Here is a 19364-nt window from a genome sequence, read left to right as displayed (position 1 = left end):
AAAGAGGGGGCGCTGAGGCAGACAGTTTCCAGGCGGGATTGGCGGTCGGTATGCAGCTTATTAAATCGTCGGGCATAAAAAAGGCCCGCCTAAGCGGGCCAAGATGATAACCGTCCGGAATGAAACGGCAGGGATAGACGTTTACAGAAACTTAGCTTTTACACCCAAAAACACACGAGGACCGTAGGTGTTAAGCTCACCTAAATAGTCTTTGGTGTAGTGGTATTGCTTTTTAGGCTCATCAAACAGGTTGATACCTTCGAGACTAACGCGAACATCGTCGGTAATGTAATAAGACATGCGCGCTTCCCATACACCGGTATCACCTACATAACGTAAACGAGTGCCGTTACTGGTGTAAGGCTGAAAGTACTCGCTGCGGTATTTGTAGATCAAGCTGCCGTCGAAGTCGCCTTCTGAGTAGTAAAGCTGGCCTGAAAATACGTGATCCGAAAAGCCGGGTACGTTTGCAGGTTCGACGATACCCTGGGTTTGATACGTCACATTACCTTCTTCGTCATACTGAGTAATGCTGCCATAGTTGCTGTCTTCAAACTCGAAGTCAGAGTCGGCGTAGTTGTAGCTTGCCTTGGCACCAAACCCGCTCAAAAAGCCTGGTAGGTATGAGAAGTTGTGGCTAGCGGTAATTTCAAAACCGGTCAAGCTGCTGGTGTCTTCGTTGGTCTCGGTCAGGTCGAACGCGGCTGGGACCATCTGGCCGTCGATATCGAAGTACTCAGTGGTGCTAGTGGTCTCAAAGCCGCCTTGGAACTGCTTGTTGTACAAGCCAAACGTCAACATGCTGTCGGCGTTGGGGTACCACTCAATAGCCGCATCGAAGCTCCAGGAGGTCAATGGTTGCAGGTTCGGGTTGCCATCGCCACTGGTGTTTTGGATCAGCTCATCAAGTGAGGTGATGTTTTCTTCGTCGTTAGGAGTAAAACCGCGCTGATAGCTTAAATCAGCAGGCTCTGGACGAGAAAGGCCGCGATACACTGCACCGCGCAACATTAAGTTGTCGGTCAAATCGACAATAAGGTTAACGCTTGGCAGTACCTCGGTATAATCGCCACCGGCTTCAACGCGCTCAAGATCGGCACCTTCGACTGGTATCAGAGCCAGGCTGCCATCGTCAGAGGTCTCGATGGTGTAAGGCGTGCGGTAACCAATAGATTCAACGTCTGTGTGTACTACGCGCACACCGAAGTTACCGCGTACGGTTTTGTTAAAGAGTTCGCTGTCGAAGTCCGCCATAATGTAGGCGGCGTCAGTGGTCTCAGTAACATCAGTCGTGTTGGCCAGCGAGTCTGGCATCTCCGGAAACTCAGTACTGTTGCCAGTATGGTCTGCCAGCATCGATACCGCACAGGCGGTGTCAAAGGTGGCCCAGCTATTGGTTTGTTTTACGACGTTGCCTTGCTCATCCAGCATGGTGAACAGGGCGCCGTCGCGTTCGGAGGCCATGAAGTCACTTTCGGGAAAGTCGATAGCGCAAGTCTCGTTAACCTGAGACAGAAACTCGTATTCGCCGATGGTTACTTCAAACTCGTTACGGACGGTAGGGCCCATATCTTGATACTTAAGCTCGGAGAAGCGTACACCACCTTTAACCGCGGTGATGACACCATCTAGGCGCCAGTCAAAATCGGCACGGACCGCTTCGATAGAGTTGGTGCGGTCAACATCGCTGTCGATGCGAGCGCGGTAGCGGTCGGAAAATAATGAGTGATCAGTAACATCGAAGCCGGTGATTTCGTACTGACGAATACCTGAGCTTGTGTCCCACTGCACCATAGGGCGGTAAGTAGAAACGTCTTCGGCGTAAACGTTGCGATCATCTGATTGCGTGCGCAATAACATCTGATTCTCAATACGCGTTGTCTCAGAGAATGCGTAATCAGCCGAGACGGTCAGATCGTTGGTAATGTCGAATGCGACGTTGACACCGTAACCCGTGTAATCCTCGTCGCGACGGTATAGCTCGCTGTTTGATTCAATAGCGGTCTCGCCAGCCCAGTTATAGATCGCGCCGTTGTCGCTAACGACTAGGCTTTCCGGCGTTACCCCTGGGGTGGTGCGCTTCATGTTAGCAAAGTTCAGGTCGTGACGTTTCTCGGCCTGAATACGCTCAGAGGTTTGATAGTCTACGTTAATGTCAGTCCGGTCGTTAGGCTGGAACTGAATGGCCGCAAAAAAGGCTTCACGCTCGTCAGAGGTGTCGTTTTGGCGGTAGCTGTTTGAGCTTGGGGCAAATGCGTAGTTTTTGCCGGCGTCGTAAGCTTCGCCAGTCTCGGGGTTGATCTCAGTGTTGTAGTCGCCGGTATTGGCTGGGCCGTTGATGGGGTCTTCACAGTCGGCGGCCGATGCTTGGTAGTAACCAGTGTCCGTAACACTTGGATCATTGATACAGGCAAACAGTGAGGTGCCGCTGGGGCTAGACGCGCGCATCTCAGATTCTGGCTGAGCGATATCGCTCTGCTCGTAACCCAACGAAATCCCTAATGCCATGCCGTTATCAAATTCAAACTGATCTACATAGCTAGCGCTGCCGCGAAAGCCCACGTCGCCAGCCATAGAGTCTTCGATATTTTGCTGGTTAGGCTGGAAGCCCGCTTTGGCCTCTACCTGTAGGCGACGTTTGTTGAAATCCAGTGGCTTAACGGTTTCCAGTGCGATCAAGCCCGCTACGCCGCCTTCAATTAAGCTGGCGTCTTGAGTCTTGTAAATCGCGAGTTTATTGATCAGCTCCGACGGGAACTGAGAAAAGTTTACCGAGCGGTCACCGCTACCGTTGGACGCGTTACGGCCATTAAAGGTGGTAGCGCTTAAGTAAGGGCCAAGGCCACGAATGGAAATCTCGGTGGCGCCACCATTCTCACGGTGCGACGAGGCGCCGGTGATCGATTCCAGTGCCTCGCCAATCGAGAGCGCCGGCATGTCACCAATGTCGTTGGCGGACATACCGTCAACGATGGTGGTCGAGCTGCGCTTGATGTCGATGGTGGTTTGAATCGTTGCGCGGGTGCCCTGAACCACAACTTCTTCCAGCTGCATATTCTCGCTGGCTGAGCTATCGGTGGCTTCTTGGGCTTGGGCTAAACTTGCGCACGACGCGGCGGCTATGGCGCTAACCAGAACGGACCGTTTAAAGCCGTTCCTCTTAATTATCGCTTTGGCGAGCTTATTGTTATGTCGCATTTGTTCCTCCAGGGGGCCTGTTTATTGTTTATTTCAACGTAAGCGCTCTTTGGCGCCCAATTCCGTTGGATATGGCAGATGTTATTGTTGACCAAAATGGCTACAAAATGCAATAGGTGTGGCTAAAAAAGATCCAAAAGACGCCTGCTCTGCAGGCTTGTGTCGCTACTTTGGCGTGACGCATTTTTACCCGCAGCCGCTTCAGGCAAAATAAATATGTGACATTAAATGGCTATATGTTGCGATCATCCGTGAGTAATGCCCTTTTTACCGCCTTTTGTGATTGGTTGACCAATTCAAGAGTGAGTGTAGTCTATAAACGGCGGACGTGTAATCTTTCGCAGCTGGGGGCAGTGGTATCCTGCCTGCACCCGGCAACCTTGATGCTAGTAATCTTGGTGGAGCTGGCTGGCTCCACCAAGATATCGGCATTAATCGTGCGAATGCTCTAATGCATAGAAGGTAACTTGAGTGTAGTCATCGTCCTCCGCACTGTTGTTTTGGTTGTAAGCGCCGGCCTTAAAGTACATATACTGGCCGCCTTCATCGTAGCCACTGGCGCTCATATCGATGGTTTTGCTGACCGTTTCTTTGCCTTCGCGATAGATGAACACCGTGAGGGTGTTGTCTTGCACATCGATTTCGTAGCTGAACACCTCGTCCAGAGCGATACCGTCTGCGGGGTTTGATGCCCCGTCCGAACGACTGCCAATCATCTCGTGCCAGGTGTCGTCGCTACCGTTTATCTCGTGGGCAAAGTAAACAGAGCCGTTACTATTGCCTGGCAGTTTGCGGTAATACAGGCGCACTGGCTCATCGTCATTGGCGTGAATTTGGCCGACGATAACCCGGCCGATTTGGTAGCGCTCGCCGCCGGTCGAGACGCGGTTAACCGCCAAGGTTGCCCGCATGTTACCGTCCACGCCACCGGCGGCGGCGCGGTCGGTGGCGGGGGCGCTGCCAAATACCCAGTTGTTGGCGTTAACGCCTTTGGTGTCGATACTGGTATTGCCTGCGCGCAGCATCTCGCGCAGCTCGGTGCGGGTGTAGCTGGTGTTGGCAGAGGTTTTAAAGCCCGTGGGCCCCACCCGAAATACCATGCCACCGTCGGCACCGGTGAAAAAGAAGTCGGGCTGCTGGTAGCCGCTGTTCAAATCGTTTTCTTTGATGCTGTCGGCCCGGCCATCGCCGTCTTCGTCCGTGGGGACGCTGATATACCAGCGCGATAGATCAAAGTTCTCGGCGGGTGGTTTGCCTGGGTCGAGCTCGGTCATGGCTGGCGGGCCGCTGGGCTTGACGTCTGGCGCGTCCAGGCCGCCACAACCGTGCAGCTCGACCTCAAGCAGGCTGTTCCATAAGTTCTCGGAGTTTCCCCGACCAATAATGCGAACATAGCGAGCTTGAAGCTCCTCGAAAGAATCCGCTCCCAGCTCTTCAGAGCCCTGAGACTGTCCGTTGGCTACCAGCGTACTCCAGCTATCTTGGTCGCTAGAGGCCTCAACATCAAAAAAAGCGGTGCGGCTATTGGCATTTAGCCAGGCGGTTTTTACCTCGGTTAGCGTCGCTTCAGTGCCTAAGTCCAGCAGTAATGTTTTACCGTCGCCGGAGGATGACCAGCGCGACTCGCTTGCAAAGCTGCCGTCGATGGCGTTGGCTGGGCCGTGCCCGTCATGGCTGCCGTCATCGCTGGCGGAGCTAATAACGAGCGCCTCTGGGTTGCTGCACTCGTCCGGCGCCGCGACCGATGAGCTGGAAGAGGATGACGTTGACCCCACCGGGCCGGAGGTGTCATTTGAATCTGAAGAGCCCGAGCAGGCGGTGCAAAGTATAGCTGTCAGAGTTAATGCTGTTGTCATTACGTTGTATTGAGGCATAGCTCTACTTCCTGGGGTATATATTGATAAAAATTATTATTTATAGAAATAATGGTTAAGCTTCTATTTCGGTTATCTCGAATAGCTGTACAGGGGAGTTCCGTTCTTTATGGGGGGGTCCCCATGCGTCATGCTGGGCGGCAATATTCGTCTTGTTGCAAATCATCTTGAGTGTCACAAAGCGCTGGGCTGATACGTAGTATCTCTTGTGCCTCGGTTCAGCGACGATAGCCTGATGCGTCAGGTTGTTATAAGTATCTAGCTCGATATTACAATAAAATTATCCAATATGTATACATATTGGTATTTTTTCTTGCTGGGCTAGCGGTGTTGAGGTGTCGCTGGGAGGGGTCGGCGAGTCGTAAATTAACGGATTGTGTACTTAATACTGTCTAGTGGTGGGCGAGCCACATGGATGTGGCGAATGTCGATTCCGCAGGAGCAGGTATCGACCTTCCCAGAGTGGACTCGGCACGTCCTGTGCCTCGGGCTTCGCCCGCCGTCGCTAGGCTCCGGCGCCCAAATTTGATCCTGTCAAATTTGTGAACTGGGGGCCTGCCCCGACTTATATGAGAAGGTGGGTCGGATGCTCTAACCAACTGAGCTGAAGGCCAATAAAAAAGCCGCTACCTAAGAAGATAGCGGCTTTTTATGTGGTGGGCGAGCCACATGGATGCGGCGAATGTCGATTCCGCAGGAGCAGGTATCGACCTTCCCAGAGTGGGCTCGGCACGTCCTGTGCCTCGGGCTTTGCCCGCCGTCGCTACGCTCCCGTGCCCAAATTTGATCCCGTCAAATTTGTGAACTGGGGGCCTGCCCCGACTTATATGAGAAGGTGAGTCGGATGCTCTAACCAACTGAGCTGAAGGCCAATAAAAAAGCCGCTACCCGAGAAGGTGTGCGGGAGACCATAGTTTGGCCACCATTTTGGACCATAGTTTGGCCAATTTCTGCGTTTTTCGGGATGGGATCGCTATAACGACACCCCTTCCAAAACAAACGCCTGAACAGACAATTTTCCAAGATCGCGATCGCCTTCAATACTCAGTCAAGAAGTGGAGATAATAGTAGGTAGTTTACAGACTATCGAGGTATAGTGAGTTTGTGACTTTTGTACTCGGGCTTAGAGTGATAGCCGAGTCGATAAAGACAGGTCATCAGCTGTAGTAGCTCAGACTTGATCTGACAGTTACCCGTTTTTCATCCGGTGTCTGTCAGTTTAGATCTGAGCTAAATTTTTCTCGGCCCAGATCATTTTCCCATCAAGTAATGTATCCATCGGCGTTCTGCCACAGCACATTTTACCCTGATGCGTTCGTTGATTATTGTAGTATTCTATCCAATCGTCCAGATCTTTTTGAAGCTCCTCTAAGGTGCTGTAGAGTTTCTTGCGGAACGTCACCTGATAAAACTCGTTTAAAATCGTTTTATGGAAGCGTTCGCAGATCCCATTTGTTTGTGGTGACATGGCTTTGGTCTTTGTGTGTTCAACGTCATTAATCGCCAGGTAGAGTTGGTAGTCATGCTGATCGACGCGGCCACAGAACTCTGTTCCCCGGCCTGTGAGTATTCGCAACATGGGTAGATCATGAGCCTCAAAGAATGGCAAAACCTTATCATTGAGCGTGTCAGCAGCGGTAATTGGTGTCTTCGTCGTATAGAGTTTGCAGAAGGCAATTTTGCTGTAAGTATCAATGAATGTCTGCTGGTAAATACGGCCCACACCCTTGAGATTGCCCACATAAAACGTGTCCTGAGAGCCCAGATAACCTGGATGGGCTGTCTCAATTTCACCACAGGCCTCGTCGTCATTTTTCTTCTTCTCCAGAGCGGCAACCTGCGCATCGCTTAGGATAATMCCCTCMCTCTCGACCTTGGCCTCAAGGGCCGCCAGCCGCTTTTTAAAGTTCTCCAAGTTATGCCGTACCCAGATAGAGCGGACTCCGCTGCCAGATACGAAAATTCCCACCTTGCGTAATTCATTGCTCGTGCGATGCTGACCGTGAGCTGGTTGTTCCACGGCATACTCTACAACAGCTTGTTCTGTTGCCTCATCCACTCGATTTTTCGGGTTGGGAGTTCGACGGCTTTTGTTGATCAGGTTATCGATTCCGCCGTCTTCCACGAGCTCTTGATAGCGATAGAAGGTATCGCGCGATACCCCCATTACCTTACAAGCTTTGGATACGTTACCAAGCTCTTCCGCCAGATTGAGCAAGCCTGCCTTGTGTTTGATGATAGGATTGTTAGTATGGATCATGAGAGTTACCTTTTGTTTTGATTTAAGATTCGACACCTTTATCAAAACGGGTAACTCTCTCTTTTTCAAGAAGAAATGTCAGATCAGGTCTAAACTTCTACAGATAAGAGTCTAATTTTACGTTAGACTCGCTCTCGTTAGAATAGACGTTCCGCTTGGCTACTTGGGCGGCAGCTTCCGTCTGTCGCCCAATATTCTAAACCCTTCAGGCACAGGTTTAAATTTGTCGCCTTCTTCTGGCCAGCGTTTAGCGCGGCTTTGAAATGCTCTGAGTGCTGCAATATCCAAGGTCGCAGCAACAACGAAGTCATTGTCCCCACCTCTAAGTCTGGCAATATCTCGTAGAAAGCCTTCTTTGGCTGGTGATCGAACGCGGCTATCGCCATACTTCCGGTTATTCACCAATATGGTGTAGGTATGAACATCCAGTGCAGCGGATTCGACCAGGGATGCAAAAGTATCCAGATCCCTGTTCCAACTGAGCACCATAAGGGCATCAACTGCCCCCTGGAAGCGAATTCGTGCCTTGCTGTTTTGCAGTTCTGAGCAAACCATGACACCAAAGTTAACGCCGTTGTGAATATAAATTGGCTTCGGTGATTTTTTGGAAAGATCCCATTCCTTGCCAAATTTCACAGTGAGCTCTTTATCTTCTCCAACGGCCGGTTCAAGCTTTGGTTGCCTTATTTTGACAAAGGTTGGATAGCCGAGCCGGTTATCGGCCAAAACTAGCGCGGCCTCACTCAGGATCTTGTTTCCTTCGCTATGCCGATACTCCGTTCCTGCAATTAAACTAATACCCGCTGCACTAAGTCTGGCGGCAATGCTGTTCAGCCAGCGCAACGGGATTGAAAGTTCTGGGAAAAGGACGTAGTCCGGCCTCGGATTCAGCTTTAATACATCGTTAACTAATTTGGATATTTTCTGGTAACGTTTGCGGCTTAAATTCGGCTTATTACATGCGGTAGCCGCCCAGTCGCTGTCTTCGGTACGCAGGTTGGTTAATGCAACCACTACCTTGTCTTTACTGTCAGTGCCAATTTTTAGATACTTTTTGCGTCGCTTAGCCTTCTTATCACTGGCGTCTTGTTCCGCTGCCAGAAGAGTGGGTTTTATCCAAACTCCACGCAAAACTTGAGTATATTTAGCCCATGTTACTGCTGGGCTGAAGGCTGGAGTTTTACCTGAAGCGGATGGCAAGCCAACGCATTCGGGCGCTAATTCCGATATTTCAGCCGGAGATAGAGGTCGAGTTGGGAAAAGATAAGGCAGGTAGCTGTCATTTTTCTTCTGCCCTCTAGTTACCTTTCCTAATCTGGTTTTGCGCGTAGAGTTGATGAACTGTTCAAATATTTCCATGTCGAGAAGCTCGGCGCTGCCGAGCAACTTCAGAATTTGCTTCTCTTTCTTAGCATCACGTTTGCCAACCAGCTCCTCAGCAGACTGGCTATTCAAAATGTACTTGTAAGCCTCTTTCGCAAGATCTGCTGACGCAACAAGCGGTGCTTTTTTCTCGAAATCAGCCACATCAAAGCGCAAATCCAGAAGCGCCTCGAAATCAGTCAGAGTTGCCACAATTTGATTCAGAAAGAGATCTGCTAAGCGCTTTTTCTTGCTTGACCGTTCACCCAGAAATAGCTTGCTGGGATCATGGTAGCGAGTGGCTGCATCAATAAACAGCCAAGTTAAAGTACCTTTTATATAACCCCAAAGATCTTTTAATACTTTGGCATCGCACCCGTTAATACGAACCGCTTTTCCTCTGCCGACCTCAGAAGCTAAGGTATCGATCGCTCGATAGGACTTCACTGCTATTTGCTCGGCCTGCTCCCACTCATTCATGCTGATTGCAAAGCCGAGTAGTCTTGGTAAGTAGGTAAAATGAGCAAAGAGATTGTCTGCCCGTAAGATATGGTTATGGGCAAACTGATAAAATTCCTCGCGCTGCTCCTTCCATTGATTTGGTGGCAGATCCCGAGCCAGGGTTTCTACGTGACGCAGCTGTAGTGACCATCCTAACCGACGAATAGTCAGGCCATCAGCTCGACGCAAAGTATCTGCATTTTCGCCCACGCTTCCGGCAGCAGAGAGCACCTTGGCTGCCGTCGAGTGCTCTAATTGATCTGGCGATGGCATCAAACGGTGTTCGCTGGAAAGTTCGTATATCTCCTTTTCGATACTGTCCAGCAGGTCGAGGCCTGCACGCCCTTGTAATACAAATAGTTTTTGCTTGTCGGACTGAAGCGATATTCTGGTTTCTCCTTGGACGTCTGAACCTTGGTTAATCTCCCAAACCTTATCGTTCTTGGCGTTCTGTGAAATGTAACTTTCACCTATTCGAGACTGAACCATGCTCATCAGATCTAGGCTATTGGTGATCGTGCCGGTATCACGCAATACCAGGAACATATCATCTACGTAGCGGCCATAGTGAATTGGCGCTAGTTTCTCCAGAACAAGTTTGTCCCATCTGTGAAGCAAAGCATTGGAAATTACACGGCTGCACGTCAGACCAATCACCAATCCTCCGCTTATCTTGGCTTTCTTGCCCCCAACGGATTGACCGAATTTTTCTGCACCTTCAGCCCAGCCGCATAGAAAATTTGCGAGCTGTTCGGTAAAGGCCTTCTCTTCATCTGTCAGCTCCAGATCAAGTGCTTCGAACAACGCTGTACCAGAAATCGCCATCGGGTCAATAAAATGGTAGTAGCTCTTCAAGTCGAGAGAAACCGCAATAACGTCGCGATCTTTTTCCAGCTCATCGCGAATGGCCTTTAACCCATCGCTTCGCCATTTTTGATATGGCTGAAAATAGGGCACAAACGATCCAATGGAACTGATGTGAAATGGTTTTTCATTGTCCTCTGTGAATAGTTCATCGTTCCGGATGCGCTTTAGCCGTGCGCCATAGCAGCTGTCGTCGAGCTTGGCATCAAACTGGTGGCCAATCATATTGATCCATAAGGCTGAGATAATGTGGGTATCAACCGGAAAGTCCCCCACAATTCGAAATTCAGGCGTTATATCGTAATTCTTGAACAGACTTTCGACAGCTCGCTCTGGTTTGGAGAAGTGCACGTGTCCATCTTCACTGCTATTTGGCTTTCTATCAGTGGATAGCTTCTTTGGTAGTAATCGAAAATCCCCTAGCAGCTCTTTATCGCTTTCAAAGCCTGAGTTGCTCTCTAATCGACGTAACAGATCATTTAGGTTGGCCAGCAAGTCTTGTTCGTATTCCGCGAATTTAATGGCAGTGGGGAAGGTGTTTTCGAAGAAACAGTCGGCTTTTGCTTTTCGGTATGCGACAAGAAGATCTTCTATTGTGAGTGAATCCCATCCCGTAAATTCAGCCTGATAACTCATGATGGGTTCCTTTGATTTTCAGCTGCCGATGCAACACTTGCAATTAGCTGCCTGATTGTAGGGTGGCTAAGTTTGGATACGAGCGGAGATATATAGTCACGCCCTTGATTCCAATGTAAGTTGGTGTTGTAGATTAGGCCAAGCAGGAAATAGCTTTCAGGAATATCAACTCCAACGCTAGAAGCCACTTCAAGTTTGTTGCACGTTCCATGTTCCGCAATAAATTTTTCCTGCCCATCAGTATCGTTCAAGAGGGAATAAATTTGGTGCTCGATAGCAATCCGTACAGCGAAGCAAACAGCGACGGCATCATAGTTTTTGTCGGTCAGATACCTTTCAAGTTCATTATTGACATAACCTTTGAATGAATCAGAACTTTTCCATTCATTGCGCAGAAAATTGGGCCACTCATCAGCTATTTCATGTGCATCAGGATGGAAATGGAACCAGTGCTTGTCGAGAAAATCCCTAATTGGTCGCACCGCATCTGCATAGTGATCGGAGTCTCTGAACTCTACTAACCTCAAAATATCCTTAGACTTTCCAATGGGTTTTGATAATAGGTAATTGATCTGGATCTTATGTTTGTTAAAGCAGAAATCAAAGAAGGCGCCGGGGTCAAGGTGTGTCAGTATTATTGGGTAAATTACTTGGTTACGTGCTTTGTATTCTTCAATAATTGAAGTGACGTAGTATTGAAAGGCTACTAGATTAGCGTCATCTAAGTAATCAAATACCTCATCGATAACTAGTATGAGCGGCTTCTTGCTACCCTCATACAAGGTTTTATGGAGCTGAACCACTAGCGTGATGATGTCTCGCTGTCCGTTCGATAATTGGTGGGCTTTGGGGAAGTTGATAACCAGCTCTTTCGTTTTTTTGGTCTCTTCAATTTTGGCCCATTGCCAAGTCGAGCTTTTGAAGTTGGCTAGCAAGTCTTGATAATGTGCTTTGGCTGTAACGTAATATAACCAGTCTGTCGCAGCGGAAAATGCTTTAGGATCGGCTGCATGTATGCTTGCGATCTGGTATGACGCGAAAAAGCCTTCAATTTCAGAAATAGCAGCACCAGACTGGACTAATCGCTCCGAGATGCTGCTTAAAATTGGCACTGCTCTGAGTTCTTGAATACAGCTATCCAATACCCATTGGGATATGACGGCTGCATTGCCATTCTGCTGGTTCACCTTGTCGATTATGGCTTGAACTGATGCCTGAATGCGAACCTGAGTGAATTTTGATAAATCGACACACTGAATCGCATCCAAAAGTCTTGAGTCTTTTAATAGCTCAGAGATGTTGGGTAGAATCTTTCCGTTTGGACCAAAGCTGGTTTTAGCATCAGTAGGCTTATAGGAAAAGTCAGCTTTAGCTGGAATTTTGCAGATCGTTATAGGTTTAACTTCAATTGTGGAAGATACCGACCCCTTGAAGTGTTTTTTTGCCTTCGGGGTAAGGCCACTATTGATAACTAACACATCAAACTGTTGTCGAATCTCGTTTTTGGTTTTGTCTGCGATTAACTTCTGTCCGTTAACCGTGATGCTAAGCTCAGGTGCCAGTTTATCGTTCTCTTTATGACGATCCTTTTCAGCGAGATCGATTCGCTTTGTGTTCATTGACGAGAATGCAGTCGCGACCGAGCTCTTGCCAAAGCCATTGGGCGCAACTAAAAGATTGGGTTTGCAGGATTTTAATTGCACATTAAAGCATTCATGTGAAATGCCTTTGATGTTCCTTATCTCGATTTTGCTTATAGACATCGCCCAATTTCCTTATTTTACCGTCACCTGACCGTTCATTAGCATGGGAAGGAGCCAGTCGCGAAGACTCACAAGCTCTCTATTTTCAAGACTTCGCTCAAAGATCATTTTGTTGTAATTCGTGACAACGTCATCATACTTCTTGAGCAGATCTGGCGTTGGATAAGCCAATGATAGTGAGTGCAAGTCATCTTTTGTAATGGAGCCGAAGGTCGTCCCCTCAGAGTTTCGACGGTCAAAAATCTGCTTGAAATACTTCATCACGTAAAACAAAAAACCATCAGACCCAGTTTTGCTATTCAATGCAGCTAAACCTCGGCCAATACAACAATCTGTATTTGCGAGATTCATATCACCAACTGGCGCACGAACGCTCAACAGAATGTCGCCTTTCTTAGCCATGCGACTCGGAGCTGTCGTGTATTGCCTGGTAGTAGGAAACAACCATCCAAAGTCAGTGGAGCCTTGATAAAAAATGGTTCCAACACCTTCATCGTTATAAGAGCTACCCTCGGGAGATTGTCCCATCGTAATATTCGCTATTCTAGATAGCGTTTTGTCACTCCATCCTTCCGGTATTGCGCGCTTCAGGGTTGAGTTGTAGACCATTTTTCCGCCGGAGGTTTTGTAGGGTTTGCCCTGACCGTGTGGCGAGTCGTCGGGGAAGTCGAACTGTACAAACCAGTAGTCGTACAGGGTTTTGGCCATGGCTTCCAGTTCAGCGTTAATGCGGTTGTTGAGTTCGATTTTTTTGTCTAAGGCCTTCAATACATTCGCAATCTTTTTTTGACTATTTAGATTTTCTGGCAAGCGGATTGGAAAGTTCTTTATGTCGTTCGAATTTAAGTTTTTACGAACGCCTGACGAGAGGTTTCGCAACTCGTCGTACTGGGTCTTTAAGAAATAGTAGACGTACTCAAAGTCAGCTTTGTCAGGATCAATTACAACATTGCAGCAAGCCTGATTGGTAGTCATTGCCTTTTTCAGGATAGAAAGGTTTCCTCGAGTCTTACCCTCACCATACATGGCGATTGAAAGCGAGTTTTCAGGAAACAGCTTTATACTTGTTTCTTTTAGTGCTGCTTCGGAAATATTTTCATTGGTCTCATAAATATATTTTTTTTTACCGAGCTGTTCAGTTTTGAGCCAAGGAACAGTTCCGTTTTCCCAGAATTCAGCATTGCTTCTCAGGGGAGTAAGGCCACTCGATATATTGGTTGAAAGCTCAGAAAGCATCTTAGTTGTCATGCTTCAACCCCACCAGCTGCTTTTTAATCTCAGCTTCCAAATCACGAGACTGACTAAACAGGCTATCCAGATTGCTGGTAAAGCTTTTCATCTTTTCCGCAAACTGCTCTGGGGTGATATCTACATACTCGATTTTTACATCGAAATACTGGCCCGCACTTAGCGAGTAATTCTTGGCTTCGATCTCGTCATGGCTGACAGCAACGGAAAAGTCTTCCACGGCTTCTTTGGCATTGAAGGTATCGATAATGCGCTGTTCTTCATCCGCGCTCAGTACGGTTTTCTGATTCTTTCCGTCTTTTATTTTCTCGCCGAGGTTGGAAGCGTCAATCAGTATTACCTTTTCTTTGTTGCTGTCATCCAAAAACAGGATGGAGACGTTGGTTCCGGTGGTGGCAAAAATATTTGACGGCATAGAAACCACGCCAGAAACAAGCTTGTTCTTAACGAGGTATCCGAGAATCTTGTTATCAATTCCTGTTTTAGCAGTTATAAACCCTGTTGGAACGACCACTGCCGCCCTGCCACCTGATTTAAGTGAGAAGATTATGTGTTGAAGGAAAAGAGAATAGATTTTCATCTTTTCTTTTTCTTTCTTCGGCATTGTGGGGATGCCCGCAAAGAAGCGCTCTTTATTTTCTTTGCTGTCTAGCTCATCGCGGAAGTCGCTGAAATCCATCTTGAACGGCGGGTTGGAGACGATGTAGTCAAATCTCTTCAGGTCTTTTCCATCCCGATGATACGGATGTAATACGGTATTGCCCTGAATTACATTGGGGATGGAGTGCACCAGATTGTTGAGGATCAGGTTAAGGCGCAGCAGGTTGGAGGACTTTTGCGAAATGTCCTGGGTGTAAATACTGCAGCGGTTTTCGCCAATGGCATGAGCCACGTTCATCAATAATGTGCCGGAACCTGCTGAAGGGTCGTAACAACTGACGTTTTTCACTTTGCCTTTCTGATCGGTGGGCACCAGAATGGCTGCCATAATGCGAGCCACCGCATGGGGTGTGTAGTACTCGGCGTATTTGCCGCCGGAGTTGCTGTTGTAGTCTTTGATCAGGTATTCAAAGATAGTGGCGTAGAAGTCGAATTTTTGCGTGAAAATACGCTCGAAACTGAATTCGACCAGCTTGTTGATGATGGCGCGGCAGAAAGCATCGCGCTTGGATTCATCAGCAATATACTCGCTAATCCGGTCAAACAGTACCACCTTGGCGCCGCCGTCTGTCTTTACGGCAAATACGTCGTTGTTGGTCAAGGCAATGTCGCGCAGGGTGTCATCAAACAGTTTGGCAAAGTCTGGCGCGTTCTGCTTGCTGAACAAGTAGCTGATAAAGTGATGGGGCTTTAAGCGTGCGGTATCGCCACCCATTTGCAGTTGAAGCATTTCCAGCTCATCTTCGCTCATGGCGACCAGGGCTTCTTCCCATTTCTCCGAGCTGGCGACCTTTTCGTCTATCTGCTTTGCCTCATAGGCGAACTTGTCGTTGAGAAACTTGTACAAGAAGGTCTGGGTAATGATTTTGAATTCATTACCGTCGTTACCCAAGCCATAGTTGGCGCATATATTCTTAAGGCTATCGATCAGCGCCTTTGTTTTGTCTCTAAATTCAAGTTCTACCACGTACGTGCTCCGGTACTAAATTCATTCAGGTATTCGGCGACAACCAGGTGATTGATGTAGCGCGAGGCGTCGGCGTTGAGTTGTATGTTTTGCTCGCCTTTGAACCGCTTGATTACCAAGGGCATCATTTGGCGTTCAAAATAGCTTTCGTTGTCCAGTATCTGGCTGTTATTCAGTACCTGCTCATCGGCGTCCTGCTTTATCCCGGTGAGGGCTTCAAAGATCTTGCGTTCTGACTCGCTGATGCCGCCACGCTCTTGCAGGCGCTTGTGGATGCGGGTGTATTTGGCATCGCCATGGTACTTCTGGCGAAGCTGGTTGTTCTTGCGGTTCAACTCCTTGACTCGCACGTGGATCTTGTTGAGCGCATCGATGTTGGCTACCATTTCATCCTGGGTGACTTCGCTGAGGTTCTTTTTCTTGAAGAGCCTTTCCAGCTCTTCCTTCAGGCTGACGAACTTGGGGTCTTGTTGGTCAAAATTGCTGGCCAGGGCTTCACGGGTCTGGCTAAGGGTATTCTTTAACTGGTCAGCCAAAACCAGCTCTTCCTCGCTTACCTTCATAAAGCGGAAAATCACATCTTCAAGCGCGACATTAAGCAGGTTGGCGGTATCGTTGCCTTGTTCGATGCTCTCTTTCAGGTTGAGCATGTCCAGGTGGGCGCAGGTTTCCCGGTAGAGTACATTGAGCTTTGCAAAGTCCAGCTGTTCCAGTAGCTCGTAGTCGCCTTGCAACCGAATAAGGTTGTATAAGCTCTTGGCGTTTTCCAGCGCTTTTTTCAGGGCTAGTACGGTTTCGCGATCCTGAATCTGGCTGACCTGGTCGGTGAAGACCTCGGCATTTTCGGTGTCGAAGCGGAAAAGCACGTCTTTGATATGGTCAATTTCTGCTGTGATCTCTTCCTGCGATTTGAATAGATTGGAGTAGTGCTCCATTTCATCGCCTAGTTCCGACTGAAGCTCGTCGAAGTAGGCTCTGTTGGTGTCATCAAACTCTTTACGAATGTCGGCAAAATCCACGACGTAGCCGTAGCGGAACTCCTTATAAGTGCGGTTAACCCTTGTGAGAGCCTGCAACAAGTTGTGCTTACGGATAACCCTGCCCAGATAGAGCTTTTTCAGGCGTTTGGCATCAAAGCCGGTGAGCAGCATATTATAGACGAACAGGAAATCAATCTTGCCTGCTTTGAAGCCTTCTACCCAGTCTTTGCGTTCTTCTTTGGTGCCTATGTCGTGCAGGATCAGTGCCGCGCTTTTTACTTTATTTCGGTTGGGCTTTTCCCGATCGGCACTCGGCTTGTTGCTGAGTGCTATGCCCGAAACGTCATATTCCGGGGAGTCTTCAGCCACCATTGGAAGGTCGTAACCCGGATTATTGCCCTCGTTTGCTGCCCCATCGAGCAGCCCATTTTTGGTGTATTTCTCGCCGAAGAGTTTGAACATCTCTTTGGCCTGATCGGAGCTGTCGCAAATGACCATGCCACCAATGCTGGCGTCATTTAGGGCGCCACGACTTTTCTCAAAATCGGTGACGATGTAATCCAGCATGGGCTCTACAAAGCTAGGGTGGGCATAGATGAGCTTGCGATCGACATCCCCCATTTGGACTTCTACGTCCTCTAAGGCCTGTTGCAGCACCATTTTGTAGTTGGTGGCGATCTCTTCGCGGATCAAGCGCAGGGTGTAGCCATCGGCGATAGAGGCGTTGTAATAGTATTTGTGGATATAGTCGCCAAAGACCTGCTTGGAACTGATGGCCTTGGAATCCGGTTTGTTTCTGGCTTTGTCTTCGTCAACGATCAGTGGTGTGCCGGTTAGCGCGATCTTGATGGCGTTGGGGTCGGACTGATATAGGTTGGCCAAGAAGCTGCCTTTCGGGTTGTAACTTCGGTGCGCTTCGTCCAGAACGAAAATACGCTGGATGTTGATGTCGTAGTCTTTGGTGGACAAGACATCCGGGTCATCCTGAAATTTCTGGATATTTACCACAGTGATTTCCGGCTTGCCGGAATGGTTGTGAATCACCTGTGTGGCTTTAATGTCTTTGGCAAAGGCATCACGGGAGTTAATGGTGTGCACTGTTAGCCCGCGTGCTGTAAATTCTCGCTGTGATTGTTGTAGCAGGTCAAGCCTGTCCACGATGAAGTAGAACTTGGGAATGACCTGCTGTTTTTGGAAATAGTCCGTCAGAAAACGAACGTTGTAGAAGGTTAGCGCTGTTTTGCCACTTCCCTGTGTGTGCCAGATGATACCCTTCTTAACACCTTCACCAAGCTTGCGCTCAATAGCTTTGGTGGCAAACATCTGGGGATAGCGCATGATGTGCTTTTGCAGTCCGTCGGTCTCAGCCACATAGGCCAATGCATAACGCAGGATAAATGACAGACGGTCACGGTTAACCAAGGAGGTGCAGATACGATTTGTCGGACGTTCTGGCTGTTTATTGGTCTGAAACTCCGGGTTGCTGCGAATGACTTCCAGGTTGTTGTCTTTCAGTACCTTTAACTCTTCTTCATCCGATACCGGCTTCAGAAGCGCAGTCAGGTTCAGTATCTCTTCTTCTCGGAAGTAGTTGAATACAGGCTTGTGATAGGAACTGCTGGCGTAGAAAGCCCCTTGCACGGGTTCTGGGTCACCGTCGTCATACTCCATGTTATTGGAGAAGATCATGAACTGGGTGATGTTGGCGAAGCGCTTGAATTTCGGATTCTGGAAGCGTTTGTTTATGCGATCACGCTCAGCCAGAATACCTTCGCGGTTATTGGGCTTTTTCACCTCAATAAAGACCAGCGGCATGCCATTGATTAACAGGGTGATGTCTGGACGGAATTCCTCATCACCATTCTGACAAGTCAGCTCCGTGACTACGTGAAAGCTATTGTTGTTGAAGTTTTCAAAGTCGATCAGCTTGGTGTTCGAGCGGTCTGTCAGGCGCTCGAAGAAGGCTCGGCCGAGGTCTTCGTTGTCAAGCTCCAGCTTAATATCTTCGAGCAAGCGACTTACATCACCAGGCTCAATGCCTGGATTAATCTTGGAAATTGCTGCGTTGAACAGCTCGGGGAAAATATTGGTATCCAGATCCCAGCTTTGCCCTTTCAGTGACAGGTACTGATAGCCCAACTTCATTAAATGAAGGATGGTGGGAATCTTTACGCGAGTGTCTTCGTTAAACTTCATAACATTCCCTGTTTATTGTTGTGTCATTTGACGCCAGCCGGTTACCAAGCATTTAAGTGGCAAGTAGAGCCTCGCAGTAGGTTCAAGAGCGCCTAGATAGGGATTGCCTTTATGATTTAGGTGGCATTCAGGTGCGCCACCTACTACGTTTTTGCCGTCAGAGGCGCAATCCTTCCGACAGGTAATATTTGGTGCCCAGACTGCTTCCCGTACGGCAGGGGCAATATAATTTGTGCGGAAATCTGCTTCAGATGCCATCTGGCCACTCCTTGGTCTTGCTGCTGGGCGAAATGTTGATGTGTTGCAAGGTGCGGGTATCGCCTGAGAGTAATCTCGACTCGACCATCATATTTAGCGCTGTTAGATGTCGTTAGCAGACAGCCCTACATTAAAAGATTATGCGCCAAAGCATATCACGAATAAGGTGTCTAAGGAGAGGGGGGGCTACAGTGGGAGGTCGCTTGATGTGGAGAGTAATCTAGAGTTGATCCCCCATTCCTCTGCTAGTACCGGCAGGGGGGAGAGGCTAAAAAGCGGCCACTTCAGGTATACTAGGTGACCATAGTTTGGCCATTTTGGCCAAACTATGGTACCCCGCACACGAGAAGGTAGCGGCTTTCTGTTGGATGGTGGGCCTTCCCAGACTTGAACTGGGGACCTGCCCCGACTTATATGAGAAGGTGAGTCGGATGCTCTAACCAACTGAGCTGAAGGCCAATAAAAAAGCCGCTACCTAAGAAGATAGCGGCTTTTTGTTGGATGGTGGGCCTTCCCAGACTTGAACTGGGGAGCTGCCCCGACTTATATGAGAAGGTGAGTCGGATGCTCTAACCAACTGAGCTGAAGGTCAATAAA

General features: G+C 48.6%; 8 protein-coding genes. All 8 read right to left on the bottom strand.

The genetic code is table 11. The features are described from left to right. Positions 1 to 141: 141 nt before the first annotated feature. The 8 genes from SD69_RS16065 to SD69_RS16030 all read right to left on the bottom strand — a co-directional run bounded on the left by SD69_RS16065 (position 142) and on the right by SD69_RS16030 (position 18509). A complete protein-coding gene (locus SD69_RS16065; RefSeq protein WP_041524017.1) occupies positions 142 to 3198 on the bottom strand; it encodes a TonB-dependent receptor in 3057 nt (1018 codons plus the stop codon). Between the two features lie 431 nt (positions 3199 to 3629). After that, on the bottom strand, positions 3630 to 5072 hold the full coding sequence (locus SD69_RS16060) for a polysaccharide lyase family 7 protein (RefSeq protein WP_041524016.1): 1443 nt from the start codon (positions 5070 to 5072) through the stop codon (positions 3630 to 3632). A 1219-nt stretch (positions 5073 to 6291) separates the two neighbouring features. Then, a complete protein-coding gene (locus tag SD69_RS16055; protein WP_041524015.1) occupies positions 6292 to 7332 on the bottom strand; it encodes an IS481 family transposase in 1041 nt (346 codons plus the stop codon). A 159-nt stretch (positions 7333 to 7491) separates the two neighbouring features. Beyond that, positions 7492 to 10695, bottom strand: a complete 3204-nt coding sequence (locus SD69_RS16050) for an RNA-dependent RNA polymerase family protein (protein WP_041524014.1) — start codon at positions 10693 to 10695, stop codon at positions 7492 to 7494. Then, positions 10692 to 12458 (bottom strand): hypothetical protein, encoded by a 1767-nt coding sequence (locus SD69_RS16045; RefSeq protein WP_041524013.1) that lies wholly within the window; start codon positions 12456 to 12458, stop codon positions 10692 to 10694. Before SD69_RS16045 ends, SD69_RS16050 begins: the two co-directional genes overlap by 4 nt. Before the next feature lie 12 nt (positions 12459 to 12470). Continuing rightward, positions 12471 to 13706, bottom strand: a complete 1236-nt coding sequence (locus tag SD69_RS16040; protein ID WP_041524012.1) for a restriction endonuclease subunit S — start codon at positions 13704 to 13706, stop codon at positions 12471 to 12473. Beyond that, entirely contained in the window at positions 13696 to 15333 is a 1638-nt protein-coding gene (locus tag SD69_RS16035) for an HsdM family class I SAM-dependent methyltransferase (RefSeq protein ID WP_041524011.1), read from the bottom strand. Before SD69_RS16035 ends, SD69_RS16040 begins: the two co-directional genes overlap by 11 nt. Continuing rightward, positions 15327 to 18509 carry a type I restriction endonuclease subunit R gene (locus SD69_RS16030; RefSeq protein WP_041524010.1) on the bottom strand — a complete coding sequence of 1061 codons (3183 nt, stop codon included), beginning with the start codon at positions 18507 to 18509 and terminating at the stop codon, positions 15327 to 15329. The genes SD69_RS16035 and SD69_RS16030 overlap by 7 nt, the downstream gene beginning before the upstream one ends. Between the last annotated feature and the right edge of the window lie 855 nt (positions 18510 to 19364).

Source organism: Gilvimarinus agarilyticus, assembly GCF_000832015.1.
GTDB classification, from domain to species: Bacteria; Pseudomonadota; Gammaproteobacteria; order Pseudomonadales; family Cellvibrionaceae; genus Gilvimarinus; species Gilvimarinus agarilyticus.
Note: the sequence above shows the minus strand (reverse complement) of the source record. Positions and strands in the feature narration are given on the sequence as shown.

Bases quoted from the DNA above. Each gene is read 5' to 3' on its own strand.
- SD69_RS16065 (WP_041524017.1), bottom strand. From the start codon at position 3,198: ATGCGACATAACAATAAGCTCGCCAAAGCGATAATTAAGAGGAACGGC.
- SD69_RS16060 (WP_041524016.1), bottom strand. From the start codon at position 5,072: ATGCCTCAATACAACGTAATGACAACAGCATTAACTCTGACAGCTATA.
- SD69_RS16050 (WP_041524014.1), bottom strand. From the start codon at position 10,695: ATGAGTTATCAGGCTGAATTTACGGGATGGGATTCACTCACAATAGAA.
- SD69_RS16045 (WP_041524013.1), bottom strand. From the start codon at position 12,458: ATGTCTATAAGCAAAATCGAGATAAGGAACATCAAAGGCATTTCACAT.
- SD69_RS16040 (WP_041524012.1), bottom strand. From the start codon at position 13,706: ATGACAACTAAGATGCTTTCTGAGCTTTCAACCAATATATCGAGTGGC.
- SD69_RS16030 (WP_041524010.1), bottom strand. From the start codon at position 18,509: ATGAAGTTTAACGAAGACACTCGCGTAAAGATTCCCACCATCCTTCAT.